This window comes from Bradyrhizobium erythrophlei (assembly GCF_900142985.1).
Taxonomy (GTDB): domain Bacteria; phylum Pseudomonadota; class Alphaproteobacteria; order Rhizobiales; family Xanthobacteraceae; genus Bradyrhizobium; species Bradyrhizobium erythrophlei_B.
On the sequence record NZ_LT670849.1, the window covers coordinates 6,683,158 to 6,698,452 of the forward strand.

General features: G+C 61.7%; 19 protein-coding genes. 11 read left to right on the forward strand and 8 right to left on the reverse strand.

The genetic code is table 11. The features are described 5' to 3' along the window. Positions 1-12: 12 nt before the first annotated feature. Genes secF through BUA38_RS32135 form a run of 3 tightly spaced genes read left to right on the forward strand, consistent with a single transcriptional unit; the run spans position 13 to position 2,263 of the window. On the forward strand, positions 13-1,017 hold the full coding sequence (gene secF, locus BUA38_RS32125; RefSeq protein ID WP_072824405.1) for a protein translocase subunit SecF: 1,005 nt from the start codon (positions 13-15) through the stop codon (positions 1,015-1,017). A gap of 5 nt (positions 1,018-1,022) precedes the next feature. Beyond that, positions 1,023-1,406, forward strand: coding sequence for an Mth938-like domain-containing protein (locus BUA38_RS32130; RefSeq protein WP_072824407.1), 384 nt, complete (start codon positions 1,023-1,025; stop codon positions 1,404-1,406). Continuing rightward, a complete protein-coding gene (locus tag BUA38_RS32135) occupies positions 1,403-2,263 on the forward strand; it encodes a phytoene/squalene synthase family protein (RefSeq protein ID WP_072824409.1) in 861 nt (286 codons plus the stop codon). The genes BUA38_RS32130 and BUA38_RS32135 overlap by 4 nt, the downstream gene beginning before the upstream one ends. On the opposite strand, the gene BUA38_RS32140 is transcribed toward BUA38_RS32135, so the two are convergent. The 5 genes from BUA38_RS32140 to BUA38_RS32160 form a co-directional block, all read right to left on the reverse strand. Then, on the reverse strand, positions 2,225-3,355 hold the full coding sequence (locus tag BUA38_RS32140) for an AMP-binding enzyme (protein ID WP_072824411.1): 1,131 nt from the start codon (positions 3,353-3,355) through the stop codon (positions 2,225-2,227). The two genes, BUA38_RS32135 and BUA38_RS32140, sit on opposite strands and share 39 nt — an antisense overlap. 5 nt (positions 3,356-3,360) lie before the next feature. Continuing rightward, positions 3,361-4,791: a methylenetetrahydrofolate--tRNA-(uracil(54)-C(5))-methyltransferase (FADH(2)-oxidizing) TrmFO gene (trmFO, locus tag BUA38_RS32145; protein ID WP_072826602.1), complete on the reverse strand. Its 1,431-nt coding sequence runs from the start codon at positions 4,789-4,791 to the stop codon at positions 3,361-3,363. Between the two features lie 107 nt (positions 4,792-4,898). Next, positions 4,899-5,051, reverse strand: a complete 153-nt coding sequence (locus BUA38_RS32150) for a DUF1127 domain-containing protein (RefSeq protein ID WP_072824413.1) — start codon at positions 5,049-5,051, stop codon at positions 4,899-4,901. Between the two features lie 337 nt (positions 5,052-5,388). Beyond that, positions 5,389-6,177 carry a lytic murein transglycosylase gene (locus BUA38_RS32155; RefSeq protein WP_425304993.1) on the reverse strand — a complete coding sequence of 263 codons (789 nt, stop codon included), beginning with the start codon at positions 6,175-6,177 and terminating at the stop codon, positions 5,389-5,391. Positions 6,178-6,367: 190 nt separating this feature from the next. Further along, on the reverse strand, positions 6,368-7,297 hold the full coding sequence (locus tag BUA38_RS32160; protein ID WP_072824417.1) for a DUF2189 domain-containing protein: 930 nt from the start codon (positions 7,295-7,297) through the stop codon (positions 6,368-6,370). Positions 7,298-7,562: 265 nt separating this feature from the next. Here BUA38_RS32160 and BUA38_RS32165 point away from each other — a divergent pair, with 265 nt between their 5' ends. The 3 genes from BUA38_RS32165 to BUA38_RS32175 all read left to right on the forward strand — a co-directional run bounded on the left by BUA38_RS32165 (position 7,563) and on the right by BUA38_RS32175 (position 9,832). Further along, the gene (locus BUA38_RS32165) at positions 7,563-8,312 is read left to right on the forward strand and encodes a hypothetical protein (RefSeq protein WP_172806124.1); all 750 of its coding nucleotides are present in this window, start codon (positions 7,563-7,565) and stop codon (positions 8,310-8,312) included. Between the two features lie 196 nt (positions 8,313-8,508). Next, on the forward strand, positions 8,509-8,904 hold the full coding sequence (locus BUA38_RS32170) for a DUF3597 domain-containing protein (protein ID WP_072824421.1): 396 nt from the start codon (positions 8,509-8,511) through the stop codon (positions 8,902-8,904). A 136-nt stretch (positions 8,905-9,040) separates the two neighbouring features. After that, entirely contained in the window at positions 9,041-9,832 is a 792-nt protein-coding gene (locus tag BUA38_RS32175; protein WP_072824423.1) for a fumarylacetoacetate hydrolase family protein, read from the forward strand. A 33-nt stretch (positions 9,833-9,865) separates the two neighbouring features. Here the strand turns inward: BUA38_RS32175 and BUA38_RS32180 are convergent, their stop codons facing one another. Both BUA38_RS32180 and BUA38_RS32185 read right to left on the reverse strand, forming a co-directional pair. Beyond that, complete coding sequence (locus BUA38_RS32180) at positions 9,866-10,138, reverse strand: GNAT family N-acetyltransferase (RefSeq protein WP_072824424.1); 273 nt, start codon at positions 10,136-10,138, stop codon at positions 9,866-9,868. Positions 10,139-10,147: 9 nt separating this feature from the next. Continuing rightward, positions 10,148-10,426, reverse strand: coding sequence for a GNAT family N-acetyltransferase (locus tag BUA38_RS32185; RefSeq protein WP_072824426.1), 279 nt, complete (start codon positions 10,424-10,426; stop codon positions 10,148-10,150). A gap of 109 nt (positions 10,427-10,535) precedes the next feature. On the opposite strand from BUA38_RS32185, the gene BUA38_RS32190 reads away from it, so the two are divergent. From BUA38_RS32190 to minE, 4 genes are all read left to right on the forward strand, one after another. Then, positions 10,536-10,736 carry a hypothetical protein gene (locus tag BUA38_RS32190; RefSeq protein ID WP_072824428.1) on the forward strand — a complete coding sequence of 67 codons (201 nt, stop codon included), beginning with the start codon at positions 10,536-10,538 and terminating at the stop codon, positions 10,734-10,736. An 879-nt stretch (positions 10,737-11,615) separates the two neighbouring features. Continuing rightward, positions 11,616-12,308 carry a septum site-determining protein MinC gene (gene minC, locus BUA38_RS32195; protein WP_072824430.1) on the forward strand — a complete coding sequence of 231 codons (693 nt, stop codon included), beginning with the start codon at positions 11,616-11,618 and terminating at the stop codon, positions 12,306-12,308. 28 nt (positions 12,309-12,336) lie between these two features. Then, on the forward strand, positions 12,337-13,152 hold the full coding sequence (gene minD / locus BUA38_RS32200; protein ID WP_072824432.1) for a septum site-determining protein MinD: 816 nt from the start codon (positions 12,337-12,339) through the stop codon (positions 13,150-13,152). After that, the gene (gene minE, locus BUA38_RS32205; RefSeq protein WP_244553342.1) at positions 13,152-13,454 is read left to right on the forward strand and encodes a cell division topological specificity factor MinE; all 303 of its coding nucleotides are present in this window, start codon (positions 13,152-13,154) and stop codon (positions 13,452-13,454) included. The genes minD and minE overlap by 1 nt, the downstream gene beginning before the upstream one ends. Before the next feature lie 11 nt (positions 13,455-13,465). On the opposite strand, the gene BUA38_RS32210 is transcribed toward minE, so the two are convergent. After that, a complete protein-coding gene (locus tag BUA38_RS32210) occupies positions 13,466-14,920 on the reverse strand; it encodes a tetratricopeptide repeat protein (RefSeq protein ID WP_072824436.1) in 1,455 nt (484 codons plus the stop codon). Between the two features lie 184 nt (positions 14,921-15,104). On the opposite strand from BUA38_RS32210, the gene BUA38_RS32215 reads away from it, so the two are divergent. Continuing rightward, positions 15,105-15,269: a hypothetical protein gene (locus tag BUA38_RS32215; RefSeq protein ID WP_244553115.1), complete on the forward strand. Its 165-nt coding sequence runs from the start codon at positions 15,105-15,107 to the stop codon at positions 15,267-15,269. Positions 15,270-15,295: the final 26 nt, after the last annotated feature.

A 15,295-nucleotide genomic window follows, 5' to 3' on the forward strand; every position in this document is an offset into this window, starting at 1 on the left:
GGAAATGCGGCCGTGACTCACACTGTTCTGATTGGACTGGGCATTCTGATCGTCGTGCTGACGATCGTCAGCATCTTCGGGCTGCTGCCGCCGCTGCGTATTGTCCCCGACAATACGCATTTCGATTTCACGCGTTTTCGCCGCATCAGCTTTCCGATCTCGGCGCTGCTCTCGATCGTCGCGATTACGCTGTTCTTCACCCACGGGCTGAATTTCGGCATCGACTTCAAGGGCGGTACGTTGCTCGAGGTGCAGGCCAAGTCCGGCACTGCCGATATCGCCGCGATGCGCACGGCCTTGAATGCTCTTGGTCTCGGCGACGTTCAGTTGCAGCAGTTTGGCGGCCCTGCCGACGTTCTGATCCGCGTCGCAGAGCAGCCCGGCGGCGATGCCGCACAACAGGAAGCGGTGCAGAAGGTCCGTGGCGCGCTCGGCGATGCCGTTGAATACCGTCGCGTCGAGGTGGTCGGACCGCGCGTTTCCGGCGAGCTTCTCGCTTATGGCATGCTCGGACTGATGCTCGCGATCGTCGGCATCCTGATCTATCTCTGGTTCCGCTTCGAGTGGCAGTTCGCGTTGGGCGCCATGATCGCCAACGTGCACGATATCGTGCTGACGATCGGTTTCATGTCGATCTCTCAGGTCGACTTTGACCTGACCAGCATCGCCGCGCTTTTGACCATTCTCGGCTATTCGCTGAACGATACCGTCGTCATTTACGACCGCATCCGTGAAATGCTGCGGCGTTACAAGAAAATGCCGATGCCGGAACTGCTCAACGAGTCCATCAATTCGACATTGTCGCGCTCGATCATTACCCACGTCACGGTGACGCTGGCCTTGCTCGCGCTGCTTCTGTTCGGCGGCAATGCGATCCACAGCTTTACGGCCGTGATGATGTTCGGCGTCGTGCTGGTCGGCACCTATACGTCGATCTTCATCGCCGCGCCGATCCTGATCTATCTCGGCGTTGGCACCAACCGCGCCGACGCTCCGGATACGCCTGCGAAGAAGTAACAGCCATGACAGACCGCTCGGATGCACCACATCTTCCGAGATCGGCGCCGATCGATGCCTATGGCAAGGGCGGCTTCGCTTTTGCCGACATGTCGCATCGGGGCTCGCTGTTGTGCTTGCCGGATGCGATTTGGGCCTGGCCTGTAACGAGAGTGTCCGAAATCGACGAGCACACGCTGTCACGCGTATTCGCGGCGGCCAATAGAATCGACACGTTGATTATCGGAACCGGAACAGAGGTCTGGGTTGCGCCCAACCGGCTGCGCGAGGCGCTTCGCGCCGTTCATGTCGGTCTCGATTCCATGCAGACGGGACCCGCCATCCGCACCTACAACATCATGATGGGCGAGCGGCGGCGCGTGGCTGCGGCCCTGATCGCCGTGTCATGAACGCCGCTGAGGACAAGAACGCGGCCGATCATTGCGCCGGGCTGGTACGGACGCACGACTTTGTCCGCTACGCGTCAACGCTGTTTTTGCCGACGCCGGAACGCCGGGCGTTACTGGCGCTCTATGCTTTCAATGTCGAGATTTGCCGCGTTCCTGCCCAGGTGAGCCAGCCGCTGCCGGGCGAAATAAGGCTGCAATGGTGGCGGGACATGCTGGCGGGCCAGGGCCACGGCGGCGTCGAGGGTAATCCCGTCGCCGCCGAAATACTGCTGGCGATCCGCAGCCACCACTTGCCGGTCGAACGGCTCTCGCGGCTGATCGAGGAGCACCAGTTCGATCTCTACAACGATCCGATGCCGACCATGTCGGCCCTGGAAGGCTATCTCAACGACACGGTGGCGGCGCTGTTTTCGCTGGCTGCGGCGATGATGGGGCCTGCCTCCTCGGAGGTCGAACACCTGGCGCGCCATGCGGGCCTGGCGCAGGGGATGGTGCAGGTTATGGCCTCGCTGCCACTTGACGCGTCCCAGCGCCGTTTGTTCGTCCCGCGGCAAGTGCTGGCCAAACATGGTTGTGATCTTGAAGACGTCTTTGCTGGCAAGCAAACGCCGGCGCTGCGTCTAGCCCTGGACGACATCCTGAACGACGCACGCCGTCATCTCGACACAGCCTATGGGCTTCTGGGCTCGGTTGCGCCTGACGTCCGGCCTGCTTTTCTTTCTTTGGCGCAGACCAAGCACGATCTTGCCATGTTGAAGCGGGCCGATAACGACCCCTTTGTGGTGCGGCCGGCATCTCGCTTCAAGACACTTTGGACGCTATGGCGCGCGTCGCGCTCGCGCGCTTTCGTCGGCTGATCGATTCAGATCCGTCGCTTCGAAGTTGAAGCGGTCGCGGAAATTTTTTCGGGATTCAAGAATAGCTTGCAAGAAGGCCCGGTCGGGCTCGTTCGTGATCATGGTCTCGATCAGATCGAGCTGATTGGTCGCGACCAGTTGCAAAAATTCGATGCGCGGTTTTCCGCTGGCGTCGCGCGGTAGCGCCTTGACGATCTGGATATGCTCCGGCGGTTTCGGACCTCCGGCCGCGGAAAGATCGCCCTTTAACTTGGCCTCGAGAGATGCCTGGTCGGATTCGACGAACGCGTAGAGACCGACGCCGACGCGGCGATCGGGGAAGGCAACGATCGCAGCGTCCCGCACGGCCGGATTTTTCCGGATTTCCTCGACGAGCACTGGCGCGTCATTGACGAGACGCCTTCCACCGCCCTCACGATCGGTGAAATTGAACAGGCCGCGGGTGATGGCTTGATAGACCTTCTTGCCCGTCATCAGCCAGAGGCTTGCCGCCAACGACTTGCGCGCAAGGATCTGGAGCTCCTTCGGCGTCAGCGCCGCCGGCGCGTAGCTGCGTTTGTGCTTCAGGAGATGCCGGATGTCTTCATAGGCCAGGATGCGAAACAGGCGGCTGCGCCGCTTGAAGCAGGCGGCAAGCTGAAAGTCGGTGAGATAGGCGCGGCCGTCGCGTCCGACCAGCCAGTTCTGTTCCTTGGCGAGATCGTTATGGCAGACGCCCGCGCGATGCAGGCGTCGCAGCGCTTGCTTGGCCGAACGGAAATAGGCGACGTTGCCGGCCGGCTTGACCAGATGCAACGCCACGCCGTCGATGAAACCGCGGACCAAGGCCTGCCGGCCGCCCCAAAGCAACGTCGGTCCGACATCAAGGCCTCGCGCCACCGCCAAAGCATGCCGTTCGCGCCGGAACAAATGTCCCGCGAGCAAATAGGACCACCACGGCACCTGGTCGATCCGGCGCAGGATCGCGTCGACTTCACCATCGGCTGTGCGGAATCGGCCGCGCTCGACGGACGAGAACACGTCGCGCTTGAGAAGAACGCCTTCGGTCCACTGCGCCGACAGGATCGCTGCGTCATCTCTTGGTAAGCCCATGATGGTCACGCTGCTGCGGCGAGCCGTAAGTGATCGGCAATCCAGCGATCGATATCGCTCAAGGCGCGTGCACTTAGCGCCTGGCGTTTGGCGATCGCCTTTTCGTTGCCGCGCAGGCGCGTTCCGTCCGCCTTCCGCGTCGGCGGGTTGGCCAGCGGCGGAAACAGTCCGAAATTGACGTTCATCGGCTGGAACGAGCGCGGGCCGTTGTCGATCGTCTCGATGTGGCCGCCGGTGATGTGGCCGAGCAACGATCCCAAGGCGGTAGTCGGCGGTGGCGGCGGCAGCTCACGACCTCGCGCTTCGGCCGCCGCATAAAGACCCGCGATCAGGCCGATGCCGGCGGACTCCACATAGCCTTCGCAGCCCGTCATCTGGCCAGCGAAGCGCAGGCGTGGCGCGGCCTTCAGGCGCAGTTGCGGATCGAGCAGTTTCGGTGAATTGAGGAAGGTGTTGCGATGCAGACCGCCAAGGCGCGCGAATTCGGCGTTCTCAAGTCCGGGAATCATCCGGATGATGCGCTGCTGCGCGCCGTACTTCAGCTTGGTCTGGAAGCCCACCATGTTGTAGAGCGTGCCGAGCTTGTTGTCCTGTCGCAGCTGCACGATCGCGTAGGCCTTCACGGTCGGATTGTGCGGATTGGTCAGCCCGACGGGCTTCATCGGGCCGTGACGCAGCGTCTCGACGCCACGCTCGGCCATCACCTCAATCGGAAGACATCCGTCGAAATAGGGTGTGTTGGTTTCCCAGTCCTTGAAGTCGGTCTTCTCGCCCGCAATCAGCTCCGCGACGAACGCGTCGTACTGATCCTTTGTCATCGGACAGTTGATGTAGTCGGCGCCGGTGCCGCCTGGGCCAACCTTGTCATAGCGCGACTGAAACCACGCGCTGGACATGTCGATGCTGTCGCGATGCACGATCGGCGCAATCGCGTCGAAAAACGCCAGCGCGTTCTCGTCCGTCAACGCACGGATCGCCTCCGCCAGCGGCGCCGAGGTGAGGGGGCCGGTCGCGACGATGACATTGCCCCAGTCCTCGGGCGGCAAGCCTTCGACCTCGCCGCGTCGAAGTTCGATCAGCGGGTGGTCTTCCAACGTCTTGGTGACGGCGGCCGAAAAGCCGTCGCGGTCAACCGCGAGCGCCCCACCGGCCGGGACCTGGTTCGCGTCCGCCGCCCGCATGACCAGCGATCCAAGCCGGCGCATTTCGGCATGCAGCAAGCCGACCGCGTTGTTGGCTGCATCGTCGGAGCGGAACGAATTCGAACAGACGAGCTCGGCAAAGCCCTCCGTCCGATGGGCCTCCGTCATCCGATGCGGGCGCATCTCATGGAGGACGACGCGTACGCCCGCATTCGCCGCCTGCCAGGCCGCTTCCGAGCCGGCAAGACCGCCGCCGATGATGTGAATAGGTTCCGATGAGGGGGTGCCTGTCATGCGGCACAGGTAGCGCGTTTCGCAAGCGAGTGGAATGTGCGCATCGATAGATACGACAACGCCCGCCATGAGGCGGGCGCTATCGGCTTTGAAGTCGGCGGCTGAGATCAGCCGTTGTAGTTGCCGGCCGCAACGCGCGGAATGTCCGAGCGGTCGAGGCCAATGTCGGCCAGTTCCCGATCGCTGAGCTGGGACAGCTCCGCAACGTTACGCTGATAGTCGCGGAACGCCTGGATCATTCGGATGAGCGAGAGCAGCATGGTAGTCTCCTTGAATTCTTGATTCAGCTCTTAAGTTCCCGCTGAATCGTCGAGGAGAATATAGAGGTCCATGCCGCAGCGCAGAAGTCAAAATGCTGCGATGCAGCTAATCTTTCTGTGCATAGCTAAGTAAGGATTGATTAACGGTTCGGCTTATGGCGAGCCCAGCGTGGGCCGCGAAAGGTGGGCTGTGTGGTAGCCGATTCGATCAAGAAGCCGATCTTTAGAGGTAAAACCGGCTACCTTGGCCAGTTTTCCTGACTAAATATCATCCTACGTATGCATGCCCCATGTGCATGCCAATAACTGAACAAATAATCACTTCATTGTTGCCAGCTTAAGGGGCGCGGGCGAGCTGAGTCGCGAAATAGGCAACGGTCTTGGCGTAGACGTCGCTTTTGTTCCATTCTTGGAGGGCTGGGAAATTCGGGCTGCCGGGCTGCCAATCCTTGCCCTTTTGCCAACCGTGGTTTTGCAGAAAATTGGCTGTGGAGGCGAGAACGTCCGCGGGGCTCTTCAGGAGGTCGCGGCGGCCATTGGAGTCAAAATCGACGGCGAACTTGATGTAGTTGGACGGCATGAACTGGGTCTGACCGATTTCGCCGGCCCAGGCGCCGCGCATTTCGGCGGGCGTTAGATCGCCGCGGTCGATGATGCGAAGCGCATCGAGCAGTTCGCCGCGGAACATCTCGGCTCTGCGGCAGTCATAGGCCAAGGTCGCCAATGAACGCAGTGTCGGAAACTTTCCGATGTTGACGCCGAAGTCGGTCTCGAGGCCCCAGATCGCCACCAGCACTTCGCCGGGCACGCCATAGGTATCTTCGATGCGTGACAGCACCGATCCGTACTGCTTCAGCATGTTGGCGCCGCGTGTCAGGCGCGGCGGCACCATGCGGCCGGAGAATTCCTCAAAACTCTGGCTGAAGACTTTCTGCGAGTGGTCGCGCGAAAGGACGCTCTGATCGAGGGTGATGCCGTTCAGGCCGGACGCAATAGTCGACGGCGAGATCCCCTTCGAGGCGGCCTCGGCCTTGAAGTCGTCCAGCCAGCCCTGGAAGTTGCCGGCCCCGCACGGCACTGCTGCGCTTGCCACCGTCGATACGACCAGGCCGAGGCCGATCGCCAGGGCGCAACCGAAAAACCGCTGATATCGCAACTGAATCGCCTTCCACGCTGGATAAGGGATGGGCGATATGTCAGGCGCAACCGCGGCTAAAACAAGGCTTGCGCTGTATCGCGACAGAACGAGTGACGGACTGCCGGTGAAGCGTCAACCGGCAATCCGATCACTTTCTAACAAGCGCCTGTCCTGCCGATCAAGCACCGTCCTTGCGCCGCCAGGGGAACAGGTTGGCCGGGAAATCGGCCGCTGGCCGCTTTTCGCGCGGCGGCCGGGGCGTGACAGGACGCAGATTCGGATCCGGCGCAATCACTTTGCGATAGAGATGCCAGGTCGCGTGACCGAGCAGCGGGACAACGACGGCGAGCCCGAGGAATAGCGGGATCGATCCCGCCACCAGCAACGCGGCCACGATCAAGCCCCAGGCCGCCATGGTCATGGGATTGGCGGCGACGACGCGGAGCGACGTCACCATCGCCTCGCCGGCGCTGGCGTGCCGATCCAGCATCAGCGGGAAGGAGACCACGCTGATGCATAACGCTACGAGCGCGAACAGAAAGCCGACGCCGCATCCGACCACGATCAGCCACCATCCCTGTGGTGTGGTCAGGACGCGCCGGGCAAAGTCCGAAATTCCAGCGACGCCCTCGTAGCCGAATGTCGCCACGTAGATAGCCTGCGCAACCGCGATCCAGACCACGAACAAGGCCAGCAGCAGCGTACCAACGCCGAGCATGGCGCCGAATGACGGTGACGAGAAAACGTCGAGCGCATCCCAGGCGGAAGCATTCATGCCGAGTTCGCGCCGGCGGCTGAGTTCGTAGAGGCCAAGCGCTGCAAACGGGCCGAGCAGGGCAAAGCCCGCCGCCAAGGGAAACAGCAGCGGCAGGACCGAGTAGCCCATCACCGCGCGGGCGAGGCCCAGGCCGAGGACCGGATAGATCACGCAGAGGATGATCGCGTGGCTCGGGACTTCCTTGAAATCTTCCCAGCCGCGCCGCAACGCGTCGTGCAGATCGGACATTCCGATCCGGCGGATGACGGGACCCGTGGTGTCTTGCGCTGGCTGAGCCAGCGAAGGGGCATTGCCTTGAGAAGGGGCATTGCCTTGATATGGAGTGGCCATGGTCGCTATCTCCCGTGACGCGGCAGGCCGCATTCAGCGTCAAAAAAATGACGCTCGGGGCTGTCCGCAAAAACGATCGCGATCAGGCTAGACGCGAAGAAAACCGGGATGGCCATGTCGCGAACTGATGACACCATGCTACTCCGATTTGCTCGCGTTGTCTCTCACGCTTGGGTGACGCCAGCTGGCAACATAGGCTCGCAAACATTCGCCTTAATTTGAATGGTTTTGCTGTCGCTTCGGCGGCGCAAGAGAGGACGATCACGTGAACATTGCCAGGCGGGTCATGAAGGCGGCGGCAATCGCTGTGTTCTTTTGCGTCGCGCCGGCGGGAACGGCCGTGGCGGCGTTGACCCATCCGCAGCCGCTGTTTCCTTATCATGCGGAGTACGGGCGGCTTTCGCTCCATTCTGACCGGCCGTTTGATGCCGGGCGCGCCAATCAAATTCTCGCCGATGTTGAGCGCCGCCTGTCGCGCTCTTCGCTGAATGACGACAACGCGCACCGGATTTTCATTATCAGTTCCGAATGGCGGCGCCGCGCTCTGTTGCTCTGGAATGCCGGTGCGGCAGGCGTCAATTACTATCCGCTAACGCGCAATGTTTTCCTGGCCCGGGCAAACATCGACCGCGATCGCGTGATGACGTCAACCGGAGAGCCAAAGTCCCCGCCGCGTACGCTCGGCTATTACGCTGCGCACGAAATCGCCCACACTCTGATCAAGGAGCAACTGACGCCGTTGCAGCAGTTGAAGCTGCCGCGGTGGATCAACGAGGGGCTGGCCGACGATATCGGCTTCGGCGACGATGCCGATATCGAAGGCCTCATCCAGCGTCTGCAAGCCGGCGACCCCGACCTCGATCCGGCCCGTTCCGGCTACTACGACCGCTACAGGCTCCTGGTCGGCTATGTGATGAAGCACAGGGGCTGGGTACCTGGGGGACTCATTGCGTCCTGCATGCCGCAGAGCGAAGCGGAGGGGGAGCTCGCCGCAGATCGTGGGCGCGTGCGGTAGAGCCGGGTGCTTCACGCGGGTCTTTCATGTCATTCCGCCGTCATTGCGCCGTAGTTCAGTCAAACGGTCGCGGGTCATCTGCATTGGCAAGGTTTGCCGGGCGGACTAGGCTCGCGTTACCGGCTGGGGTGCTGCCGGCATTGAGGATAACCTTCACGTCTTCACACGGATCTTACGATTCATCAGGGAGTGAGCGATGAGCATTTTCGGAAAAATCATGAGCGCGATCTTCGGCACCTCGGCCAGTGCGACCCCCGCAAGCGGTGGGGCCACCGCGACCGCCTCGGGCGGCGGAGCTGCATCATCGGCCAGCGCGTCCGCGACGCCTGCCGCGACCGTCGACGTCGCGCCGATCCTGGACAAGGCTGTCGCAGCCAAGCACGAGAAGCTGGAATGGCGCACGTCGATCGTCGACCTGATGAAGGCGCTCGACATCGATTCAAGTCTGTCCGCGCGCAAGGATCTCGCCCATGAACTCGGCTACACCGGCGACACCAACGATTCCGCGACCATGAATATCTGGCTGCACAAGCAGGTGATGGCCAAGCTCGCCGCGAACGGCGGCAAATTGCCGTCCGACGTCAAATGGTGAGCTGATTTTCATATCGTGGCAAAGGCCCGCGACAAGCGGGCCTTTTTCATGCCGTTTTGCGGCGGATGCGGCTTGCCGGGCCGGACGGTTGAGCGATAGATAGCTCCCAATATCAAGAACAAATCGGAGCACGCGAATGGATACCGTCGATCGCAGGACCCTTCTGACCACAGGCGCGCTGGCGCTGGCGGGAACGACGGCTGCGAGCCGTTCGGCCGACGCCCAGTCGGGACCGAAGCCGGTTTTCGATGTGCCCGCCGTGACCATCCCGATCGCGGGTGAGAAAGAGGTCTTTCCGGTTCGCCGCATCTATTGCATCGGGCGCAATTACGCGGCGCATGCGATCGAACGCGGCTCCGATCCGACCCGCGAACCGCCGTTCTTCTTCCAGAAACCGACCGACGCGATCCAGTTTGTCGCGCCGGGCGCGGTAGCCGATCATCCCTATCCTTCGCTCACCAAAAACTATCACCACGAAGTCGAACTCGTGGCGGCGCTGAAATCCGGCGGCACCAACATCGCGCCGGAGAAGGCGCTTGAGCACGTCTATGGCTACGCGCTCGGCCTCGACATGACGCGGCGCGATCTTCAGAACGGCATGGCGGCCGAGAAGAAGCCGTGGGAGATCGGCAAGAGTTTTGACCATGCGGCCGTGATCGGGCCGATCCACCCGGTCAGCAAGACCGGTCACTTCACCAAGGGCGCGATCTCTCTCGCGATCAACGGCGCCGTCCGCCAGTCGTCCGATCTCGACAAGATGATCTGGAGCGTGGCCGAGCAGATCGCAAAACTCTCGGAAGCCTTCGAACTGAAGGCCGGCGACATCATCTATTCCGGCACGCCGGAAAATGTCGGACCGGTCGTCAAGGGCGACGTGCTGCTCTGCAAGCTCGACGGCTTGCCGGACATGTCGATCAAGATCGCATAGGCCGCGTTCGGCGGCCGTTCTTCACTTAGAGTGCTACCCCACCATGTCCGCATATTCCGGATGCTTGCGCAGATAGTCGACGACAAAACCGCACCCCGCGATCACCTTGTGGCCGTCGGCGCGGATCAGCGCCAGCGCGCCCTTGACCAGCTCTGAGGCAATGCCGCGGCCGCGCAAGGCGCGCGGCGTCTCGGTATGCGTGATAATGACGGCCGAAGGCGCCAGGCGATAATTGGCGAAGGCCACATCACCTTCGACGTCCAGCTCGAAACGGCTCAGTGCCTTGTTGTCGCGAACGGCTGCCATGGATGAGGCTCAGCTTGTCAGAAGGAGGTCGGCATATTCGGCGTGCTTGCCGATATAGGCTTTGACGAAGGGGCATTGCGCGATGACCTTCAAGCCGTCGGCGCGCACCTGATCCAGCGCCCCCTTCACCAACGCCGAGCCGACGCCTTTGCCACCGAGCTCCGGCGGCACCTCGGTGTGGATGAAGGTGATGACACCATCGGCTATGCTGTAATAGGTCGCGGCGAGGTGGCCTTCGACCGTCAGCTCGTAGCGATGGTGCGCCTTGTTGTTGATAACGTCTGTCATGGAATTTTCTGTTCCCCGCATTTTACAGATCGCGCGCCACCTTAACAAACCGGCCCGAATCTGCTTCAAGCTCGCGTCCGCAATCGAACTTAGCTCAAAGGAATAGCTCATGAAACTAATTCTCTCGCTGATCGGCGTTGTCCTTTTGATTGTTGCCGCGGTTTATTTCCTGCTGCCGGCGGATCAGTTGCCGAGTTTCATGCCGGGTCATGAGGCCGGAGTGGCGCGCGTGCATACCAAGCACGGCATCGTGGCCGGTGTGGCCGGGATTGTGCTGCTGGTCGCCGGCTGGTGGTTCGGTCGCAGATGAGGGCGCTCAGCGTGATTTTCAGTGTTCGTCATGGCCGGGCTTGACCCGGCCATCCACGTCTTGGCCTTGGCGGAGAATAGGAAGACGTGGATGCCCGGCACAAGGCCGGGCATGACGAGCTTCGACGAGATCGCTCTGTTCTCCATTTTCAAATTTCATACAGCCACGCCTTCGCGTTGCCGCGGCGCTGGTTGCGTCCGGATGATGCGAAGACAGACCCTCGAAAAACAGAGGGCGCAGGAAACGCCGGGTGCCGACCGCACCCGCAGCCTCGCGTGCAAAAATGAAAGCACACGAGCAAGTCACCACAGGCAAGCCGGATCATCCGGCGTTTCCTGCGCAACGGTTTTAACGGCTGCTTCGTGCTCTCCCCGGTGATCGGGCTTTCTTGTCACCGTCCCTAGCGTAATGCGAAGCATTATCGCCAAGTTGATATCGGCGTCGAGATATCAGGACCACACGACTTCGCCGTCCGCATTCCCATCACTCGTCAGTTGATGAGCCTGCGTCCATCGCATCCCGCGCTCAACGTTCGTGACGATCGCGATACGTCCCTCCTGGTGGAGACGGGATGTGTTGGATTCTGCCAGTGATTTGTGGTTGTGAACAATCGCGGAGCGCCGCGACAGATTGGCACGACGGGCAAATCACCCCGCATATTTCGCAAAGGTGTCAACACACATTCAACTGAATCCGCCGCAGTTGATTGAGCGTGCCGCAGCGACGACGTCGCGACGCCGCAACCGTTTCCAGTTTTCGACTCAATTTCGCCCGCCGACTCAAATCCAGTCGGTCCCATCGACGGTGCGCGAACAGGGGCGATTCGCGCGGCTTTATCTGCCACGCCCCGTTAGTTGAAGGTGGAGGCGAGCAGGTGTCATGGATGCAGTAGCGCGGACCAGACCCAAGCCCATTCGCCTGCGAGGGCGATCTTATGTCGCTTTTGTGTTTTACCCCATTGTTCCCATCATCGAGTGGCTTGAAGAGATCGACGTCACGCTGCGCCAATCGCCCGGCTTCTTCGCCGGCAAGCCGGTGGTACTGGATCTCTCCGCGGTCGATCTGAGCCAGAACGCGATTGCGCAACTGGTCTCGAATCTCGAGCAGCGCGAGCTTCGCGTTCTCGGCATCGAGGGCGTCGACGCCTCGCGGCTTTCGGCCAGCATGCCGCCCCTGCTGATCGGCGGCCGACACTGCGCGATCGGGCAGGAACAGCCCAAGAAGCCAGAGGCGAAGAAGGCCGCCTCGCTGCTGCTCGACAGCCAGGTTCGCTCCGGCCAGTCGATCGTGTTTCCGGATGGCGATATCACGATCGTGGGGTCGGTCTCGTCCGGCGCCGAAATCGTCGCCGGCGGCTCCATCCACATTTACGGAACACTCCGCGGCCGCGCCATGGCCGGGATCAACGGTAATTTGAGCGCGCGTATCTACTGCCAGAAGATCGAAGCCGAGCTTCTGGCAATCGACGGATATTATCGGACTGCGGAAGAAATCGACGCCGCTGCCTATCACGGGCCGACACAGGTCTGGCTCGAAGGCGACGTTGTGCAAATCACCCCTTTGAATTCGTGAATGGATTAGTGGATTGGGAGATCAAAGAATGGCCAAAGTACTGGTCGTGACATCGGGCAAGGGCGGCGTCGGCAAAACAACCACCACCGCCGCACTCGGGGCGACGCTCGCGCAGATGGGAGAAAAGGTCGTCGTCGTCGATTTCGACGTCGGTCTGCGTAATCTCGATCTCATCCTCGGCGCCGAGCGGCGTGTGGTGTTCGACTTCATCAACGTGGTGCAGGGCATCGCCAATCTTTCGCAGGCGCTCATTCGCGACAAGCGGCTGGAGAATTTGTGGCTGCTGCCGGCCTCGCAAACCCGCGACAAGGATGCATTGACCGACGAGGGCGTCGGCAAGATCATCGCGGAGTTGCGGGAGAAGTTCGACTGGATCATTTGCGACAGCCCGGCCGGCATCGAGCGTGGCGCCATGCTGGCGATGCGCTACGCGGACGAGGCGATCGTCGTCACCAATCCCGAGGTGTCCTCGGTGCGCGATTCCGACCGCATCATCGGCATGCTCGATTCCAAGACCGTGCGGGCCGAAAAGGGCGAGCAGGTGCAGAAGCATCTCCTGATCACCCGGTTCGACCCGGCGCGCGCGGCACGCGGCGAGATGCTTTCGATCGAGGACGTGCTGGACATTCTGGCCACGCCCTTGATGGGCATCATCCCGGAAAGCCAGGACGTCCTGCGCGCCTCCAACGTCGGCTCACCGGTGACGCTGAACGACGCCACGAGCGCGCCAGCCCGCGCCTATATCGACGCGGCTCGCCGCCTGAAGGGCGAGACCGTCGCGATGACGGTGCCGGAGGCGCGAAAGGGCCTGATGGATCGTCTGCTTGGACGGAGGGCTGCATGATGGGTCTGCGGCTGTTCGGCGGTGGCCGCGCTGCCCGCGCTGTCCCCGTTACTCAAGTGGCCAGCGCTCCCGTCGCGCGGGAGCGCTTGCAGATTCTGCTGGCGCATGAGCGCGGGCTGCGCGGTCAGCACGATTTGCTGGAATTGCTCAGGGCGGAGATTCTGGCGGTGGTCTCGCGCCACGTCACGTTCGACCCGGAAAAGCTCCAGATCAAGATGGACCGCGGCCTCCATGTTTCGCTGCTGGAAATCGATATCGAGGTGCCCAATACCAGCGAGGGACGGGCGGCGGCGGTTGCCTAATGCTGATCGGATCAGAGCGCGCCGAGCGTCTTGAGTTCGGATCGGGCGCTTTCGAAATGGATCAGGTCCTTCTGGCACCCCGCGGCCACCGGCTTGAACAGGCGCGCGGCGTCATCTTTCTTGCCCTGTTGCAGCAAGTACTCTCCGGCGTAGAAGTTGGCCGCGCACATCCGGGCCGCGCGGACTTCGGCATTGGGGTTGTCGGCGGCGGCGAATAGCGCCTCCGGCGTCAACTGGCCGAGATACAAACGAACGACCGGTGCGGGCCAGATCGTCATGTCAAACTGTGCGGCCGCTTGCGACAGCCGGCTGTTGACCTTGCTGCGCGTGTTGGCGATCTCGAGCCAGAGCGCCGGATAGATGTTCTTCGGCATCATGTCGGCAGCCTGGTTGAGATCGGCCAGCGCCGCCGGCATCGCGCCGGTCAGGACCGCGAGGTGGCCGCGCGAAAAAATCGCGCTCCAGTTTTTCGGATCGAGCTGAAGTGCCTGCGTGTAATCGGCCGTGGCGGCAGCGAAGTCGCCTTTGTACCGGTAGGCGAGGGCACGGTTGTTATAAAGCGCAACGACTTTCGGGTTGATTTCGATCGCCTTGGTGTAGTCGGCGATGGCGCGGTCGAAATCGGCCTTTTCCTTGTAGACGCTGCCGCGGTCGTTATAGGCGGAGATCGACGGCGCGAGCGCGATCAGTTGCGAATAATCCGCGATCGCGCGATCGAGGTCGCCCTTGGCCTGATAGAGGCTGGCGCGATTATCGTAGGCCATGGCGTATTTTGGATCGATCGCGATCGCCTGCGAGTAGTCGGCAAACGCACGATCAACGTCGTTCTTGTTGACGTAGGTGGCGCCGCGGTCGTTAAAGGCGGTGGCGAACTTCGGATTGATCTCGATGGCCTTGCTGTAGTCGGCGATCGCGTGGTCGTAATCCTTCTTGTTCAGATAGGCCGCGGCGCGGCCAAAATAGGCCATGGCGTATTTTGGATCGAGCGTGATCGCCTGCGCGTATTCCAGGATCGCGTGATCGTAATCCTTCTTGTTCTGATAGGCGGCGGCGCGGCCGAAATAGGCGAAGGCGTATTTTGGATCGAGCGCGATCGCCTGCGTGTATTCCGGGATCGCGTGATCGAAATCCTTCTTGTCCGCATAGGCGTTGCCGCGATTGTACCAGGCGATCGCGTATTTCGCGTCGAGCTCGATGGTCTTGTTGTAGTCGGCGAGCGCGCGATCGGGATCGCCTTTGTCGCGGTAGGCGATGCCGCGGTTGTTGTAGGAAACCCCGAGGTTGTGACCTTCCCACTTGCCGGACTCGATCTGGCGGGTGCAGGCGGCGACGCGCCCGTCAGGCGCGCCCGTGATCTGGTTGCACGTCTGCTGGTCTTCGTTGAAATCGGCTTGCGCGGCTGGCGCAAGGACAGCGGCGCCGGCCATGGTGAGGAGGGCGGTCCGCAACGCGACAAAAGCCTTCATGAGTTTCCCCCGGAAGAAATGTCTGTCGCCGGCCCAAATCGACCCGGCCGGCCGCTTCAATTTAGGGGCGTCGGCCTAAAATTCCGCTAATCGGGGGATACGGCGCAGGGATTGAACCTGGCCCCCGCATGCGCCGTCGAAACAGGCACCCGTGGAGAACACCGGCTAGCGTGGAGAGAATGATATGCAAGGCGATTGGCTATCGAGCGTTGTGTCGTGGTTGCCCTTCCTGGTCCTGATGGGGGTCTGGTTCTGGTTTGCGCGATCCTCGGGCATGCGGGCGCGCGGATCGTCGGGCGTGACGATGATTGATCTTTATGAGCAACAGGTCGCGAGACGCGACGCATGAACGCGTTGCTGGAGCGAATTGCCGTG

Excerpts from the sequence above, each read along its gene's own strand:
- BUA38_RS32180 (WP_072824424.1), bottom strand. The coding sequence starts at position 10,138 with ATGGCAGCCGTTCGCGACAACAAGGCACTGAGCCGTTTCGAGCTGGAC.
- minC (WP_072824430.1), top strand. The coding sequence starts at position 11,616 with ATGGATGCAGTAGCGCGGACCAGACCCAAGCCCATTCGCCTGCGAGGG.
- trmFO (WP_072826602.1), bottom strand. The coding sequence starts at position 4,791 with ATGACAGGCACCCCCTCATCGGAACCTATTCACATCATCGGCGGCGGT.
- BUA38_RS32135 (WP_072824409.1), top strand. The coding sequence starts at position 1,403 with ATGAACGCCGCTGAGGACAAGAACGCGGCCGATCATTGCGCCGGGCTG.
- BUA38_RS32170 (WP_072824421.1), top strand. The coding sequence starts at position 8,509 with ATGAGCATTTTCGGAAAAATCATGAGCGCGATCTTCGGCACCTCGGCC.
- minE (WP_244553342.1), top strand. The coding sequence starts at position 13,152 with ATGGGTCTGCGGCTGTTCGGCGGTGGCCGCGCTGCCCGCGCTGTCCCC.
- BUA38_RS32160 (WP_072824417.1), bottom strand. The coding sequence starts at position 7,297 with ATGGCCACTCCATATCAAGGCAATGCCCCTTCTCAAGGCAATGCCCCT.
- BUA38_RS32130 (WP_072824407.1), top strand. The coding sequence starts at position 1,023 with ATGACAGACCGCTCGGATGCACCACATCTTCCGAGATCGGCGCCGATC.
- BUA38_RS32140 (WP_072824411.1), bottom strand. The coding sequence starts at position 3,355 with ATGGGCTTACCAAGAGATGACGCAGCGATCCTGTCGGCGCAGTGGACC.
- BUA38_RS32150 (WP_072824413.1), bottom strand. The coding sequence starts at position 5,051 with ATGCTGCTCTCGCTCATCCGAATGATCCAGGCGTTCCGCGACTATCAG.
- minD (WP_072824432.1), top strand. The coding sequence starts at position 12,337 with ATGGCCAAAGTACTGGTCGTGACATCGGGCAAGGGCGGCGTCGGCAAA.
- BUA38_RS32190 (WP_072824428.1), top strand. The coding sequence starts at position 10,536 with ATGAAACTAATTCTCTCGCTGATCGGCGTTGTCCTTTTGATTGTTGCC.
- BUA38_RS32185 (WP_072824426.1), bottom strand. The coding sequence starts at position 10,426 with ATGACAGACGTTATCAACAACAAGGCGCACCATCGCTACGAGCTGACG.
- BUA38_RS32215 (WP_244553115.1), top strand. The coding sequence starts at position 15,105 with ATGCAAGGCGATTGGCTATCGAGCGTTGTGTCGTGGTTGCCCTTCCTG.
- BUA38_RS32210 (WP_072824436.1), bottom strand. The coding sequence starts at position 14,920 with ATGAAGGCTTTTGTCGCGTTGCGGACCGCCCTCCTCACCATGGCCGGC.
- BUA38_RS32175 (WP_072824423.1), top strand. The coding sequence starts at position 9,041 with ATGGATACCGTCGATCGCAGGACCCTTCTGACCACAGGCGCGCTGGCG.